General features: G+C 71.5%; 14 protein-coding genes. 8 read left to right on the top strand and 6 right to left on the bottom strand.

The features are described 5' to 3' along the window. Positions 1-104 precede the first annotated feature (104 nt). A complete protein-coding gene (locus AC3RX1_RS12655; protein WP_491501597.1) occupies positions 105-1,244 on the bottom strand; it encodes a DUF4232 domain-containing protein in 1,140 nt (379 codons plus the stop codon). 246 nt (positions 1,245-1,490) lie between these two features. Between AC3RX1_RS12655 and AC3RX1_RS12650 the strand changes: the two genes are divergently transcribed. Continuing rightward, positions 1,491-1,805 carry a DUF2277 domain-containing protein gene (locus tag AC3RX1_RS12650; protein WP_491501596.1) on the top strand — a complete coding sequence of 105 codons (315 nt, stop codon included), beginning with the start codon at positions 1,491-1,493 and terminating at the stop codon, positions 1,803-1,805. Positions 1,806-1,871: 66 nt separating this feature from the next. Here the strand turns inward: AC3RX1_RS12650 and AC3RX1_RS12645 are convergent, their stop codons facing one another. Then, entirely contained in the window at positions 1,872-3,986 is a 2,115-nt protein-coding gene (locus tag AC3RX1_RS12645) for a YhgE/Pip family protein (protein ID WP_491501595.1), read from the bottom strand. Continuing rightward, complete coding sequence (locus AC3RX1_RS12640) at positions 3,983-6,826, bottom strand: MMPL family transporter (protein WP_491501594.1); 2,844 nt, start codon at positions 6,824-6,826, stop codon at positions 3,983-3,985. The genes AC3RX1_RS12645 and AC3RX1_RS12640 overlap by 4 nt, the downstream gene beginning before the upstream one ends. Before the next feature lie 159 nt (positions 6,827-6,985). Here AC3RX1_RS12640 and AC3RX1_RS12635 point away from each other — a divergent pair, with 159 nt between their 5' ends. After that, complete coding sequence (locus tag AC3RX1_RS12635) at positions 6,986-7,618, top strand: TetR/AcrR family transcriptional regulator (RefSeq protein ID WP_491501593.1); 633 nt, start codon at positions 6,986-6,988, stop codon at positions 7,616-7,618. 9 nt (positions 7,619-7,627) lie between these two features. Here the strand turns inward: AC3RX1_RS12635 and AC3RX1_RS12630 are convergent, their stop codons facing one another. Next, positions 7,628-8,635, bottom strand: coding sequence for a patatin-like phospholipase family protein (locus tag AC3RX1_RS12630; protein WP_491501592.1), 1,008 nt, complete (start codon positions 8,633-8,635; stop codon positions 7,628-7,630). Between the two features lie 182 nt (positions 8,636-8,817). Here AC3RX1_RS12630 and AC3RX1_RS12625 point away from each other — a divergent pair, with 182 nt between their 5' ends. Then, positions 8,818-8,970 carry a hypothetical protein gene (locus tag AC3RX1_RS12625; RefSeq protein WP_491501591.1) on the top strand — a complete coding sequence of 51 codons (153 nt, stop codon included), beginning with the start codon at positions 8,818-8,820 and terminating at the stop codon, positions 8,968-8,970. A gap of 2 nt (positions 8,971-8,972) precedes the next feature. Here AC3RX1_RS12625 and AC3RX1_RS12620 read toward each other — a convergent pair whose 3' ends face one another. Beyond that, the gene (locus tag AC3RX1_RS12620; RefSeq protein ID WP_491501590.1) at positions 8,973-9,947 is read right to left on the bottom strand and encodes an o-succinylbenzoate synthase; all 975 of its coding nucleotides are present in this window, start codon (positions 9,945-9,947) and stop codon (positions 8,973-8,975) included. 156 nt (positions 9,948-10,103) lie between these two features. Here AC3RX1_RS12620 and AC3RX1_RS12615 point away from each other — a divergent pair, with 156 nt between their 5' ends. From AC3RX1_RS12615 to AC3RX1_RS12605, 3 genes are all read left to right on the top strand, one after another. Beyond that, positions 10,104-10,439 carry a PadR family transcriptional regulator gene (locus AC3RX1_RS12615; RefSeq protein WP_491501589.1) on the top strand — a complete coding sequence of 112 codons (336 nt, stop codon included), beginning with the start codon at positions 10,104-10,106 and terminating at the stop codon, positions 10,437-10,439. 1 nt (position 10,440) lies between these two features. After that, on the top strand, positions 10,441-11,382 hold the full coding sequence (locus AC3RX1_RS12610) for a permease prefix domain 1-containing protein (protein ID WP_491501588.1): 942 nt from the start codon (positions 10,441-10,443) through the stop codon (positions 11,380-11,382). A 188-nt stretch (positions 11,383-11,570) separates the two neighbouring features. Beyond that, positions 11,571-12,353 (top strand): LLM class F420-dependent oxidoreductase, encoded by a 783-nt coding sequence (locus AC3RX1_RS12605; protein WP_491501587.1) that lies wholly within the window; start codon positions 11,571-11,573, stop codon positions 12,351-12,353. Positions 12,354-12,435: 82 nt separating this feature from the next. On the opposite strand, the gene AC3RX1_RS12600 is transcribed toward AC3RX1_RS12605, so the two are convergent. After that, a complete protein-coding gene (locus AC3RX1_RS12600) occupies positions 12,436-12,837 on the bottom strand; it encodes a glucose-6-phosphate dehydrogenase (RefSeq protein WP_491501586.1) in 402 nt (133 codons plus the stop codon). A 319-nt stretch (positions 12,838-13,156) separates the two neighbouring features. On the opposite strand from AC3RX1_RS12600, the gene AC3RX1_RS12595 reads away from it, so the two are divergent. Both AC3RX1_RS12595 and AC3RX1_RS12590 read left to right on the top strand, forming a co-directional pair. Continuing rightward, positions 13,157-14,071 (top strand): 1,4-dihydroxy-2-naphthoyl-CoA synthase, encoded by a 915-nt coding sequence (locus AC3RX1_RS12595; protein ID WP_491501585.1) that lies wholly within the window; start codon positions 13,157-13,159, stop codon positions 14,069-14,071. 112 nt (positions 14,072-14,183) lie between these two features. Beyond that, positions 14,184-15,332 (top strand): AMP-binding protein, encoded by a 1,149-nt coding sequence (locus AC3RX1_RS12590; protein WP_491501584.1) that lies wholly within the window; start codon positions 14,184-14,186, stop codon positions 15,330-15,332. Positions 15,333-15,337 lie beyond the last annotated feature (5 nt).

Genomic DNA, 15,337 nt, shown 5'->3' with positions numbered 1-15,337 from the left:
CGCAGCGAGTCGAAGGGCCGGTACCTGCCGACCGTCCCGAGCGCCCTTCGACTCGTCGCTGCGCTCCTCGCTCAGGAATCGCGCAGCGAGTCGAAGGGCCGGGGTCATCCCACCGGGGCGCTGGCCCCCCATGCCGTGACGTGCACGACGGTCCCCGGGATGATGTCGAGCGAGACATCCCAGGAGAGACGCTGAGCTCCGGGAAGCGGACTCATCCAGAGTGTCCGTGCGGCGAGCTGGCCGTGCACCGAGTTCGCGTCCCAGCCGATCCCGGCCCGCACCGACGAACCCGGTGCGACGGTGATCGCCGAGGGTCCGGCATCCGTCGCCATGAACGAGCTGCCGCGTTCGATCGTGACCGGGAGAAGGTGGCCGTTCTGGTCGCCGAACGCGACGTCGGGGTATTCCGAGACCGTGCACGGCTCTTCAGAGCTGTTGAACAGCTGCAGCGGCTGCAGACGGTGTCCCGTCGCCGCATCCGCGGCCGGAGCCATGAGCGTCGAGTTCTCCGCGGTGCAGGCATCGGCCGGAATCGGGGTGGTCGAGGGTGCCGCCGTCGGCACCGGTTCTCCCGCTGCATCGGGGTCGCGCGGGGCCGCACCGTCGGGATCGGCGTGGGCGGCGGCCTCCGCCTGCGCGGCAGCCTGATCCTGGCGCAGCTGCGCCTGGGTCGCGGCGTGCGCTCCCTCGACGGCGAACGGTAGCGCGAGGGCCGCGACGACGGCGACAGCTCCGACCGCGGCGAGACCCGAGCGAATCGGGCCGCGGCGCATGGCGGAGTCCGTGGCATCCCGTGGTCCCTCGCGAGCGACGACCAGCGCGGGAATCCAGCCCACGACGAGCGCCCAGAAGACCGTGAGGCTGGCGGCTCCTGTGGTGCCGAGCGCGCCGGCGACGCCGAGGCGCGACCACCACGCGACGACGTCGCCCAGGTCGAGGACGGCCCCCAGCGCGAATGCCGTCAGCACGGCGGCGAGCCATCCGGCAGCGAAGGAGACCTCACCTCGACGCGCGAGCAGCGACGCGATCGCGGCGTAACCAGCGACGACGAGCACCAGCGCGAGCGCGCGCAGTGCGATAGACCAGCCGACCGGGGAGCCGAAGAAGCCGCCCCGCATCGGCGAGGGGACCATCCGGGCGAGCGTCGCGGCCGACCCGCCGATCTGCTGCAGGAAGAAGGGGACCCAACCGCACGCGAGCCAGAGCAGCGCCAGCACCGCTCCCGCGATCAGTCTGCGTGGCATCGGCGATCTCCTTCGTCGGGGGCGTGGCACTCGACTCTATCGATCGGCGGCCCTTCGACTCGTCGCTGCGCTCCTCGCTCAGGGACCTGTCGGTCTCGAGACGCCCGAGCGCCTTCGACTCGTCGCTGCGCTCCTCGCTCAGGGACCTGTTGGTCCTGTCAGGTCCCTGAGCGAGCGGAGCGAGTCGAAGGGCCGGTACCGCCTGAGCACCTTCAGCTCGCCGGGAAAGCGGCCTAGTCTGTCGGCATGTGCCGCAACATCGTTCCGCTCAACAACTTCGAGCCCGCCGCGACGGATGACGAGTGCCACGACGCCGCCCTGCAGTTCGTCCGCAAGATCGCCGGGACGACGAAGCCGTCGAAGGCCAACCAGGCGGTGTTCGACCAGGCCGTCGCCGACATCGCACACGCCACGCGACACCTCATCGACGGCCTCGTCACGACGGCGCCGCCGAAGAGGCGCGAGGACGAGGCCGCGAAGCGCCAGGCACGGTCGGCCGACCGCTACGAAGCGCTCCGCGCGTACCAGCAGGAGAAGCGCGCCGCCCGCCCGGCATCCTGAGCAGCGACCCGCACACCCCGCCCGCCGCTCCGAACGCCCGAGCCCGAACGGAGCCTGTGCCGCCCCTCAGGCGGTGGCGGGAGCGCCTTTCAGCAGCGTCTTGACCGACGTCGTGCGGCGGCGCATCACGGCGAGCACCGTCGCTCCGAAGGCGAGCAGCGCCCAGATGAGGAGCCCGGCGATCCCAGCGCCGACGCCGGGCGCGCCGTTCAGCGCGGCGAGCCCGGCCGCCAGTCCCGGTGCCGTCGGCAGCCAGGACGCGATCGCGACGAGGATCGGCGGCACCGTCGACACCACTCCGGTCGCGACGGCGAACGCCCCGACGAGGGCCGCCACCCAGCGCCCCGCGCCGCCGAACACCGCCACGAGCGCCTGATTCACCGCGGCGAAGGCGACACCGGCGACGACGCACACGGCGGCGAACACCGACCATGTCCCCCAGTCGTACGTGGCTGCCAGCTGCACGACGCCCGCCACGAGGAGCCCCTGCACGGCGCCGATCGCGGCGCCCGGTGCGAACGCCCGCAGCGCCAGCAGGGCCGACGGGCGACGGGATGTCAGGGCCCGGCGCGAGACCGCCTGCAGCGCGATGAACGACCCGAGGCCGCCGAACCACAGTGCCAGCATCGCCAGCAGCGGAATCGCCGAGGCGCCGAAGAGGCTGTCGCCGAGTCCCTTCGCGGCGACCGGATCGGCTACGACGGAGGCGAGGCTCTTCGCCTGCTGGTCGGAGAACGACGGCAGCGCATCCGTTGCCTTGTCGAGCCCGGACGAGAGGGAATCGGCGCCGCCTGCGAGCTTGTCGACGCCCGTCGCAAGGGTGTCGGCGCCGTCTGCGGACTTCTCGGCTCCTGCCGCCCACGTGTGCGCACCGTCAGCCCACTGCGAGGCGCCGGATGCCGCCTGCGTTGCACCGGATGCGAGCGATCCCGCGCCATCGGCGAGCTTGTCCACGCCCGCCGAGGCGGATGTCGCGCCGTCGGCGAGGCCGGTGATCCCGCCCGAGACCTTCGTCATCCCGTCGGAGATCTGCCTCAGCCCCGCACCCGCCGCCGAGAGCCGGCTGAGCCCGTCGACGCCCTGCGCGATCGCATCGGAGTTGTCGATCACGGCGGTCAGCTGGGGCAGCGACTGCTCGGCCGTCGCCGCGAGCTGGGTCAGGGTCGCGCAGAGCTCCGCGGACCCGTTCTGCGCGCTGCACTGGGCTGCGGCATCCTTCAGCTGCTTCGCGGTGCCGGTGACCGCCGCACTCACCTGGTCCTTGTTCGCGGCGAGCTGGTGCGTCGCGTCGACGAGGGACTGCGGGATCTGCGGCGCCTGCGAGAATCCGGCGGCGATCTTCGACAGGTTGCCCGCCAGCTGCGAGGTGCTGCCCGCGAGCTGCTGGGCCCCGGACGCCCACGTGTCGAGCCCGTCGGCGGCCTCGCGCGCGCCCGACGCCCACGTCGCCGCGCCGATGGAGAGCTGCGACACGCCCGACGAGATGCCGTCGGCGCCGTCGGCGAGTGTCGACGCGCCGCTGGAGAGCTGACGGATGCCGTCGGCGAGGCTCACCGTGCCGTCGGCGGTCTTCCGCGCGCCGTCGGCCCACGTCGCCGCTCCGTCGGCCGCCTTGCCCAGCTGGTCGCCGAGCGTCGTGAAGCTGAGGAACACGTTCTCCATCGTCGAACTCGACAGCGTCTGGCCGAGCGCCGTCGTCGCCGCCGCCGACACCTGCGCGGTGATCGCATCGTCGATCACCCGCGCGTCGGGCGCGGTCTCGACGTGGATGGTGGCCTGGCGTGCGGTCTCGTCCGTGCCGGAGATCTCCTGCCCGGGCGAGACGGCGGCGGCCGAGAAGTTCTCCGGGATCGTCACGACGGCCTGATACGTCCCGTCCTTCAGGCCGCTGGCGGCGTCGTCGGCGTTCGAGATCGTCCAGTCGAGATTGCTCGACTGCTCGTCCGAGCCCTTCACGATGCCCGCCGTGAGCTGGCGACCCAGGGGCACCGTCTGGCCGTTCAGCGAGACCGGCTCGTCGTCGTTCACGATCGCCGCGTGCATCGCATCGAGCCGCTCGGTGGGGTTGTAGAGGGCCGCCACGAGGATGCCGCCGATCAGCACCGGGAGCAGCAGCACGCCGAGGAGCGTCAGCCACGTGACGGGTCGGCGGGTGCGGGCGCGTTCGATGTTCACGGTCATGCTGTCACCTCGGGTGCGGCTGCGGATTCGGGGGTTGCGGATGACGCCGCGGGCGCCGGATGGGCGGCGTGCGGGGGCGGCACCTCGACGAGTGCGACGTCGGTGCGGCCCGCTTCTGCCAGGAGTCGCCGGGCGGCCGACGCATCCGTGGCCGTCGCCACGACGGTGAGGTCGGTGACGGATGCCGCGTCGCGCAGTGCCGCCGTCACCTGGTCGCGCGCGCCGGCGGAGGTCACGGCGTCGAGGGAGTCGACCACGAGCATCCGCGTGCGACGGCGCAGGGCCGCCTGCACCTCTGCCGCGGGATCGGCGGCGCCCGCGAGAAGCGCGACGCCGACGTGCGCGCGCACCCAGACCGCGCGCTCCGGCAGGAGGTGGCCGTCGACCTTGAGACGACCGCCGGTGGAAGCGACGCGGCCCGCGAGCGTCAGGGCGAGGGCCTGCGCGGAGCGGTGGTCGGGTCGGGTCAGCAGCAGGCTGCCGCCGGGCTCCACCCGCAGTGCGATGTCGTGGAACAGGCAGGTCCCGTCGTCGTCGGCGAGCTCGAGCCCGTCGGCGACGGCCGCAGCGGTCGTGCGCGGCTCCGGCCAGTCGGCGAGTGACAGTTCGCGCTCGACGGCCTCGCCCTCGATGTCGAAGTGGGGGAGGATGCGCTCGAGCCAGCGCGGCATCCACCACGCCTTCGCCCCCAGAAGGGCCATCACGGCCGGAACGAGCGTCATGCGCACGAGGAACGCGTCGATCGCGATGCCCGCCGCGAGCCCCAGGGCGATCGGCTTCAGGTTCGTGTCCCCCTCGGGCACGAACGCGGCGAACACGGCGAACATGATCACCGCCGCGGCCGTCACGACCCGCGCCGAGGCCGTGTAGCCGCTGCGCACGGCATCCCTCGCCACCTGCCGGTCGGACCTGCCGTCGTTGCGGCGCCGGCCGTGCACGTAGTCCTCGCGCATGCGCGAGACGAGGAACACCTCGTAGTCCATCGCGAGGCCGAACAGCACCCCCATCAGCACGATGGGCATGAAGCTGATGATCGGGCCGACCTTCGTGACGTGCAGCAGGTCGGCGCCGAACCCGTGCACGAACACGAGCGAGACGATGCCGAACGCCGCGGCGACCGACAGGAGGTAACCGGCCGTCGCCTTCAGCGGCACCCACACCGAGCGGAACACGATCGCGAGCAGGATGAGCGACAGCCCCACGACGAAGACGCCGAACGGCAGCAGGGCGCCCCCGAGCCGGTCGGAGATGTCGATCGCGACGGCGGTGAAGCCGGTCACCTTCATGTCGACGCCGTATTCGTCGAGGATGCGGTCATGCTGTGCGCGCAGCTCGCGCACGAGGTCGGCGGTGGCGGGGTCGTCGGGCGCCGTCGTGGGCACGACCTGCACGATGCCGGTGTCGGCGGTCTCATTCGGGGTCGCCAGGGCGACGGATGCGACGCTCGGGAGCTTCTCGATGTCGTCTCCGATGTCCTTCATGAGGTTCAGCGGATCGTTGCTCTGCACGATCGTTCCGGTCATGATGAGCGGACCGTTGAAGCCCGGGCCGAAATGCTCGGAGATGAGGTCGTACGTCTTGCGCGCCTGGTCGTCCTTCGGCAGCATCCCGGCGTTCGGAAGGGCGAGGGCGAGGCTCGTCGCCGGGATCGCGAGCATGCCGAGGCCGAGCACCACCGCGACGGTCGTGACGATCGGATGCGTCGTCACCATGCCGACCCAGCGGGCGGCGCCCTTCGTCTCGCGCGCGCGACGCGCGGGCTCGCTCAGGGGCCGGGATTCAGCGGTCGCCGGGCGGGCCTTCCGTGTGCGGCGCTTCCATCCGATGACGCGGCCCTTGGCGAAGCCGAGGAAAGCAGGGGTGAGGGTCACGGCCACGAGGACGGCGATCGCCACGGCGACGGCGGCGGCGATCCCCATCGTGGTGAGGAACGGGATCTGCGCGAACGCGAGGCCGATGAGGGCGATGAGCACGGTGACGCCGGCGAACACGACGGCCGAGCCGGCGGTGCCGGTCGCCCGAGCGGCGGACTCCTCGGCATCCATGCCGTCCCGCACCTGGTCCTGATGCCTCGAGATGATGAACAGCGCGTAGTCGATGCCGACCGCGAGGCCGAGCATGAGGGCGAGCAGCGGAGTGGTCGACGAGATCGATGCGAACGCGGTGGACAGGAAGATCAGGGCCATCGACAGACCCACGCCGAGCAGCGCGGTGACCAGCGGCATGCCCGCGACGACGAACGAGCGGAACGTCACGATGAGCACGAGGAGCGCGATCACGACTCCGACCGCCTCGATGATCGAGATCGTGGGCATCGAGGTCGCGAACAGGTCGCCGCCGAGCTCGACCTGGGAGCCGGCCGGCAGCTCGTCGCGCAGCTGGTCGGTGACGTGGGCGAGATCGGCCTTCGTGTCGGCGCTGACGTCGGTGACCTGTCCGGAGAACTGCATCTGCACGATCGCCGCCGATTTGTCGTCGGAGACCATGCCGGTGACCTGCTGGGAGAACGGATCGTTCACGGCGAGCACGCCGCGCAGCTTCTCGATGCGGTCGATCGCCGCCTCGATGTCGGAGGTGTAGGCCGCGGCATCCACGGACTCGCCATCCGGCGCCACCACGATGAGCTGCGCGCTCGTGCCGGAGACCTGGGGGAAGGTGCGGCTCAACTGCTCGAGGCCGGCCTGCGATTCGGTGCCGGGGATCGAGAAGGAGTTGTCGGTGCCCTTCATGAACAGCGCCGTACCGCCGCCGGCGATGCCCAGCAGGATGATCCAGGCGACGAGCACGCGCCAGGGGTGGCGGAACGACCAGCGGCCGAGCGCGGCGAGAAGAGTGGACACGGGGCCTCCGGATCGGACGGACGGATGCTGATACGCCGGCGTATCCGATACACAAATGTATCGGATACGGTTGTGTATCGTAATCCCGCCACTCATGCTGAAACTGGTGAAGACTTGTGAATGTGCGGCCATGCCGGCCGAGAGACCCGAGGAGAGAGTGTGACTGACGCACCGGCGACGATCAGGAGCCGCGAGAACACCCGCGCGCGACTGCTCGACGCGGCGTTCGACGTGTTCGCCGATGTCGGGCTGGACGCTGCCTCCGTCGAGGCGGTCTGCGAGCGCGCCGGCTTCACCCGCGGGGCGTTCTACTCGAACTTCGAGTCGAAGGACCAGCTGTTCCTCGAGCTCATGACCACGGTGTCGGAGCGCAAGCTCGAGACGATCACCGAGTGGGTGCGCGGCATCAAGGATGCGGGGCGGCCCGCCGCAGGCCCCGCCGAGATGGTGCAGCGCCTCGTCGACGTGTCCCTCGACACCCGCCAGGGCGTGCTGCTGATGAGCGAGATCCGCATCCACGCGATGCGGGACCAGCGCATGGCTGCCGAGTATCGCGACTGGCGCCGGCACATGACGCAGCGGGTGGCGGGCATCGCCGATGATCTCGTCGCCTCCTACGGTCTGCGGATGCGGATCCCCGCTGAGGAGTTCGCGCAGGTCATGCTCGAGATGTGGGAGGCCACCTCCGTCAACGCCGTGATCGACGGCCTCGACGATGCCGCGACGAGCAGGCTCATGAGTGCGCGCACGCAGATGCTCGCCGCGGCTGTTGTGGAGGGGTTCTCCGACTGAGCCGGTGCGTCAGCGCCAGAGCGCGGCGAACTCCGGTGCGAGCGTCCGACCCTGCGTGAATCCGCCCTGTGCGGCCGGTCGGCGGGTGGACGGGTCGAGGGCGTTCGCATCGAACACGTCGCCGGCGCCCGCGTCGGGGAACACGGTCTCGACGCGGCTCCCTCCGGCGCGCAGCTCGGCGACCTGGCTTGCGAGGTCCATGCCCCAGCCGTCGGGCATGCGTGACCTGCCGCCGAACGGGGAGAGCACCGCCACGACACCGCAGCCTGCGGCGAGGTCGGCGTTCTCGCTGCGACGGTAGCCGCCGTTGAGGTAGCGCCGCTCGCCGATGCGATACGGGACCATGGAGGACGTGCTCGCTGCGACCGCATCGATCAGATCGACGCCGCTGTCGCGATCGAAGACGACAGGCTCGCCGGTGTGCGCATCGACGGCGGTGATGAGGATGCGCTGCGCCGGCCACTCGTGACGCGGCAGGCGAGCCGCGACGACGTCGCGCCACCGGGCGGTGTCCGCTCCGTCGGACGCGTCGCGGGCGAGCGCGGCCGCACCCATGCGGCGCCGCATGTCCGCCGCATCCGACGCCGAGGCGATGATCGCGTCCGACCAGGCGAGATAGTCGGACCCGGAGACGCTCGGAGCGGGACCGCCGCCCTGCCGGGATGTCTCGTGCTCCTGCCCGTCTGGATCCGGAAGACGATGCGGAGAGCGGCCTGATCGCAGTGACGGCTGAGGAGCGCGACCCGTCCGCTCGGGCTGCGGCGTCCGTCTCGCTCGCTCGGGTTCGGCGAGGACGGCGGAGTAGAGGTCGGCGGGCGTCATTCCGCTCGTGATCTGTGCGGCCACCGTCGACCCGGCGGACGTGCCGACGATGAGCTCGGCGGCGGTGAGATCGACGCCCGCGTCGGCGAGTCCGGCGATGAGGCCGATCTGCCAGGCGTTGCCTGCAGCGCCGCCGCCGGCGAGGACGAGGGCGCGGGAGGTGGAGGCGGGGGCCGAAGGGGAAGTGGTGTTCATGGGAGTCGCCTTTCGCGATGTGCCTGTCGGGCGGCTCCCGGGCGACGGTCTCAGTCGCCGGATCGTGCGATGCGGGGAGCACCCATTGCGGATACTGCGTTCATGGGGCTCACCTCCTGCGGTCGAATCACGATCAGAAGGACGCTAGCACGGGCGGCGGGAAAGCCTGCCAGAATGCCGCCATGGACCCGCTCACTTCGGTCGCGCTCGCCGCCGTATCCTTCTTCGTGCTGTACTGGGTCGTCCGGCGCGCGGTCGCCTCGGGAATCGCCGACGCTGCCGCACGCAGGCAGACTGCGCCCGCGTCGAGCGCGACGGACGGTCCGGAGGACTGAGCTCAGCTCAGCAGCGCGTGACAGCGTTCGAGCCGCTCGAGCCACCACGCGCGGCGATCGGGCGGCGCCGCGACGGCGTCGAGGAGAGCCGCATCGGGGGTGACGCGCGCGACCGGGAGTCCTCCGCCTGACGGTCGCAGGGCGGGGGCTGCGACATCCGCTGTGAAGAGGGATGCCGTTCCCAGGCCGCAGTCGAACTCGAGGTCGGGGAGCGCTGCGGCGAGGGCCACTCCCATCGCGAGGCCGACCGACGTGTCGAGGGCGCTCGAGACGACGGCGGGCAGTCCCGCCTCCGCGACGATCTGCAGCGCGCGATGCACTCCGCCGAGCGGCTGCGCCTTGACGACGATCACGTCTGCGGCGCCGGCGCGGGCGACGGCGAGAGGGTCGGCGGCCTTGCGGACGCTCTCGTCGGCCGCGATCGGAATGTCCCACCGGGCGATGCGCGTGCGCAGCTCGGCGAGCTCCTCGATCGTCGGGCACGGCTGTTCCACGTACTCGAGGTCGCAGTCGGCGAGAGCGTGCACGGCGCGTTCGGCCTCGTCGACGTTCCATCCGCCGTTCGCGTCGACGCGCACGCGGCCCTCGGGACCCATGAGGGTTCGCACGGCCTGCACGCGCGCGACGTCGTCGGCCAAAGTCTGCCCCCGCTCGGCCACCTTGACCTTCGCGGTGCGGCATCCGTCGAACCGCGCGAGCACGGCGGGAACGTCGACCGCGGCAACCGCGGGCACCGTCGCGTTCACCGGTACGGATCCGCGCACAGGGGCAGGCGCCGGCTTCCATCCGAAGTCGATCGCCCCGGAGAGCCAGGCAGCGGCCTCCGCGTCGTCGTACTCGACGAACGGCGAGAACTCGGTCCAGCCCTCGGGGCCCTCCAGCAGCAGGGCCTCGCGGGTCGTGACTCCCCGGAAGCGCGTCGCGAGCGGCAGTGCGACAACGCGGGCGGACGAGCGCAGCTCATCGAGCGAAGGCATCCTCACCCTCCCATCCTGCCCTCTGCGGCGAGATCGTACGATCCCCGCGAAACCACATCATCCCGCGCGCAGTTTCATGTGCTGTCGACGGGATCGTACGACTTCGACGAACTGTGGGTTGCACTATGGTGTGTGCCACACTGTATAGTGTGGGATGTGAGCGACAACGACACCCTCGAGACGCACCTGCAGGAGCTGCGTCGCGGCACCGTGGTGCTGGCGTGCCTGCGCATCCTCGTCGAGCCGGGCTACGGGTACGGCCTGCTCGAGGAGCTCAACCGCAGGGGGTTCGCCACCGACGCGAACACGCTGTACCCCCTGCTGCGCCGTCTCGAGAAGCAGGGGCACCTGACGAGCGAGTGGAACACCGACGAGGCGCGGCCTCGCAAGTTCTACCGCACCAGCACAGCGGGCGCGGCGCTCGCCGATGCGCTCTCCGCTGATTTCCGTGCGATCGCCACCGCGGTCGCCGCACTCCCTGAGGAGAACTGAGATGGATGCTGCAACACTGACCGAACGCTACGTCGACGCCGCGATGCGCACGGTGCCCGAGAAGCAGCGGGCCGACCTGGCCGCGGAGCTGCAGGCGTCGATCGCCGACCAGATCGACGCGCGCGTCGAGCAGGGCGAGCCGTCCGACGCCGCCGAGCGCGGGGTGCTCACCGACCTCGGCGACCCGGAGGTGCTCGCGGCCGGTTACACCGGTCGCCCGCTTCACCTGATCGGCCCCCGGTACTACCTGGACTGGTGGCGGCTGCTCAAGGTCCTCCTGTGGATCATCCTCCCGTGCGCCGGCGCCGGAGTCGCACTCGGGCAGATCATCGCCGACGCGCCCGTGGGTTCGATCATGGGCACGGTGTGCGTGACGATGCTGACCGCGGGACTGCACGTGGCGTTCTGGACGACGCTCGTGTTCGTGATCCTCGAGCGCACCGGCCACGAGACCATGACGGGCGAGCCGTGGACACCCGACAGGCTCCCCGAGCCCAAGGCGAGCGGCGCGACCTTCGCCGACATGCTCGCGAGCATCGTCATGCTGGGCATCTTCGCGGGCGCGATCGTCTGGGACTTCTGGCTCGGATTCGTCCCCGGCCACCGGGTCTCGCTGCTGAGTCCCGAGCTGTGGCCGATCGCGATCATCATCCTGTTCGCGCTTATGGCGCTGACCGCGATGCTGGGCGTCGTGGTGCATGTGCAGGGCCGCTGGACGGTTCGCGCCGCCATCGCGAACGCCGTCTTCGCGCTCGCCGCGGTCGGCACTCTGGCTTACAACAGCGGGCACCTGCTGAATCCGGCGTTCTTCGAGACCGTCATCGACGACGACCCCGCGGGGGTGCACCGCATCCTGACGATCATCTTCTGGTTCCTCATCGGCGGCATCGCCCTCTGGAGCATCATCGACGCCTTCGTCAAGGCCCGCCGGGCCGGGGGCTGAGGCCCCCGCATCGCGAGGCCTGTCCCGCCGGGGAGCGGTCGCCGCGACGCCCGGTGCCCTGGGACGGGATCGGGCGCGGCGGCACCCCGGCCGGCTCGGGAGCGGTCGCCGCGACGCCCCGCGCCCTGCCACCGTGGCCGCGACGGGCCGGGGCGGCTCGCCCCGACCCGCGCCGTAGGCTGAGGGGCATGCTCCTCGACACCCCGGTGCGCCTCGGCGTGCAGCTGCGACCCGAACACGTGCAGTACTCCGACCTGCGGGGAGCGGTGCAGCGGCTGGAAGAGGCCGGTGTCGACATCCTCTTCAACTGGGACCACTTCTTCCCCCTGTACGGCGACCCCGACGGCGAGCACTTCGAGGCCTGGACGATGCTCGGCGCCTGGGCCGAGAGCACCTCCCGCGTGGAGTTCGGGACCCTCGTCAACTGCAACGGATACCGCAACCCCGACCTGCAGGCCGACATGGCCCGCACGCTCGACCACATCTCCGGCGGCCGGTTCATCTTCGGCACCGGCGCCGGCTGGTTCGAGCGCGACTACGACGAGTACGGCTACGAGTTCGGCACGCCGGGGACGCGGCTCGACGCTCTCGCCGAAGGCTTGGAGCGGATCGAGGCGCGATGGGCCAAGCTCAATCCCGCGCCGACCCGCCGCATCCCGGTCATGATCGGCGGCAAGGGCGAGCAGAAGACGCTGCGCCTGGTCGCGCGGCATGCCGACATCTGGCACAGCTTCGTGCTCGCCGACGGGCTCGCCCACAAGATCGACGTGATCGAGCGATGGGCCGAGAAGGAGCAGCGCGACGTCAGTCGCCTGGTCGTCTCGAACGAGCTGCACGGGCGCGACGAGGCGGTCGCCGACGCCCTCTACGACGCCGGAGTGCGGCTGTTCACTCTGGCGATGGAAGGTCCCGACTATGACTACGGGATCGTCGAGCGCTGGCTCGCCTGGCGCGACCGCCGCAACAGCTGAGCGGCGCCCCCGCCGGCTCGGGCAGCGGCACTGAACCACGGGCGCAGCCTGCAGCGGGCCGCACCCATAGTCCGAGCTGAGCTCAGACGTGCTCGCCGCACACGCCGCAGATGCCGCTGGCCGGCACCTCCATGAAGCAGTTCGGACAGATGGCCGCCTGCCGCTCGGCGGGCTTCGGCTGCCTGGGGGCACGGGATGCGCGCGGCGCACGCTCGGCACCGCCGCGACCGGCGCGCGAGGGCGACGCAGCGGCAGCGACCGGTGGCTGCTTGGGGGTGTGCGCGGCGCAGTAGAGGCGCACGGAACCGGCGGGATCGTGCGGATGCCGGTGCTTGACCGCCCACAGCTCGGTGCGGGGGAGCGGATCCGCTCCGACGCCGCAGGCGACGCAGCGCGCCGGGTCGCCCGGCATCACCGTCGCGGCGATGATCGGCGTCTCGAACGGGAGAGCTTCGCGCCAGTCGGATGTCCGTGTGATCTTCATGCGCGCCTTCCCGGAGCCCGCCCGACGGCGGGGCCCCGGCTTCCAGTCTCGCACGCGGGTCCCACACGGAGGGGACGCGATCTCGCGGCCGAACGGCTGATGTCGTGAGATCACGTCCACTTCTCGCTCCCGCCCCGCACGGAGTGGACGGCGTTCGGCGCGAAACCCGAGCGGAGCGAAGAATCGCGTCCACTCCGCGATGCCCGCGCACGGCCCACGTCACCCGAAGCGCGAACCGGCCGCGTGCGGAACGGCGCTCAGCGCCGGTGCCGTCGGCCGGGTCCCCGGCCCGGTTCCCCTGGCCGCGTACTCTTGAGCCGTGAGCGTTTCCGAGCTGTTCGATGCTGATGAGTGGATGCCGGCGCCCGGCCCGGACGGACGCGCGGCGGCGTACACGGACATCACCGCTCACGTCTCCCGCGACGGCCGGATCGCGCGCATCGCGTTCGATCGGCCGGAGGTGCGCAACGCCTTCCGTCCGCACACGGTCGACGAGCTGTACGCGGCGCTCGACATCGCCCGGCAGGACTCCCGCATCGGGGTCGTGCTGCTCACGGGCAACGGGCCGAGCCCGAAGGACGGCGGCTGGGCCTTCTGCTCCGGCGGCGACCAGCGCATCCGCGGACGCGACGGCTACAAGTACTCAGACGACGACAGGATCGTGCACGACCCGGCCCGCGCCGGCCGGCTGCACATCCTCGAGGTGCAGCGGCTCATCCGCTTCATGCCCAAGGTCGTGATCGCCGTGGTCCCCGGCTGGGCGGCCGGCGGCGGGCACTCGCTCCATGTCGTGTGCGACCTCACCGTCGCGAGCCGCGAGCACGGACGGTTCAAGCAGACGGATGCCGACGTCGGCTCGTTCGACGCGGGATACGGCTCGGCCTACTTCGCCCGGCAGATCGGGCAGAAGTTCGCACGCGAGGTCTTCTTCCTCGCCGAGGAGTACTCCGCCGACCGCGCGTACGAGATGGGAGCGGTGAACCGGGTCGTCCCCCATGCCGACCTCGAGCGTGAGGCCGTCGCGATGGCGCGGACGATCCTCACCAAGTCGCCCACGGCGATCCGCATGCTGAAGTTCGCCTTCAACGCCGTCGACGACGGGCTGGTCGGCCAGCAGGTGTTCGCCGGCGAGGCGACCCGCCTCGCGTACGGCACCGACGAGGCGGTCGAGGGGCGCGACGCGTTCCTGCAGAAGCGCGACCCCGACTGGGCGCCCTACCCCTGGCAGTTCTGATGATCGGTGCCCTCGGCCGCGCGTGGCAGAAGCAGGCTGGATCGCACACTTTCTGCGCCGCGGAGTCCCAAGCGCCGATCTCGGCCTGCTTCTGCAACCGAGGAGCGGGAGCATGAGGCTCGCGCCGATCGCCTCCGACGCCGCCGAGGTGCTGCGCGGACTGCGTGCCGTGCTCGACGGCAGCGGCCCCGCCCTCGGCCTGGGGATGACGGATGCCGCGACCCACGAGGTCGCCGAGGGCACCGTCGCCGTCATCACGACGTCGGGATCGACGGGCATCCCGAAGAGCGTCGTGCTGAGCCGCTCCGCGCTGGTCGCGAGCGCCGCCGCCACCGCCGAGCGCATCGGCGCCGGAACGTGGCTGCTCGCGCTCCCGGCCGGATACGTCGCGGGACTCCAGGTGCTCAGCCGCTCGCTGCTCGCCGGGCACGAACCGGTGCTGCTGGAGGGGGCGTTCCGTCCGCAGTCGTTCGCCGCCGCCGCGCTCATGATGCCGCCCGGCTCGGCGTACACCTCGCTCGTGCCCGCCCAGCTGAGCCGGCTGCTCGACGCCGCCGACGGCGACGCCGCGATCGCCGAATCGCTGCGCTGCTTCACCGCGATCCTCGTCGGCGGGCAGGCGCTTCCCGTCGCCACCCTCGAGCGCGCCCAGGCGGCCGGCGCCCGGATCGTGCGCACGTACGGCTCGACGGAGACTTGCGGCGGATGCGTCTACGACGGCGTGCCGCTCGACGGCGTCGAGGTCGACATCGTCGACGGCGAGGTGCGCATCGCCGGACCGATCCTCGCCGAGGGCTACCTCGGCGACGAGGCCCTCACCGATGCGACGTTCGTCAGCGACGCCACGGGCGTCCGCTGGTACCGCACCGGCGACGCCGGCGTCATCGACGACGGCGTGCTGCGCATCCACGGCCGCATCGACAACGTCATCGTCTCCGGCGGCGTCAACATCTCACTCGACAGGGTGGAGCACGTCGTGCGCGAGGTGCACGGTCTCGCCGGCGCCGTCGTCGTGGGGGTGCCCGACGCGGCATGGGGCGAAGCATCCGTCATCGTCGTCGCCCGCGGGAACGCCCTCCGTCGCAGCGAGACCACGCGTCTCGACGACGCGCGCGCCGCGGTCGCCGCCGCGCTCGGCAAGCCGGCGCGGCCCAGCCGGCTCGTCGTCGTCGACCGGCTGCCGCTGCTGACCAGCGGGAAGCCCGACCGGGAGGCGATCCGGCGCGAACTCACCGCGCGACCGGGAAAGTCGTCGGCGTAGGGGCG

This window comes from Microbacterium altimontanum (assembly GCF_058349865.2).
The sequence above is the reverse complement of the archived record's forward strand: the minus strand, read 5'-3'. Positions and strand labels throughout refer to the sequence as shown.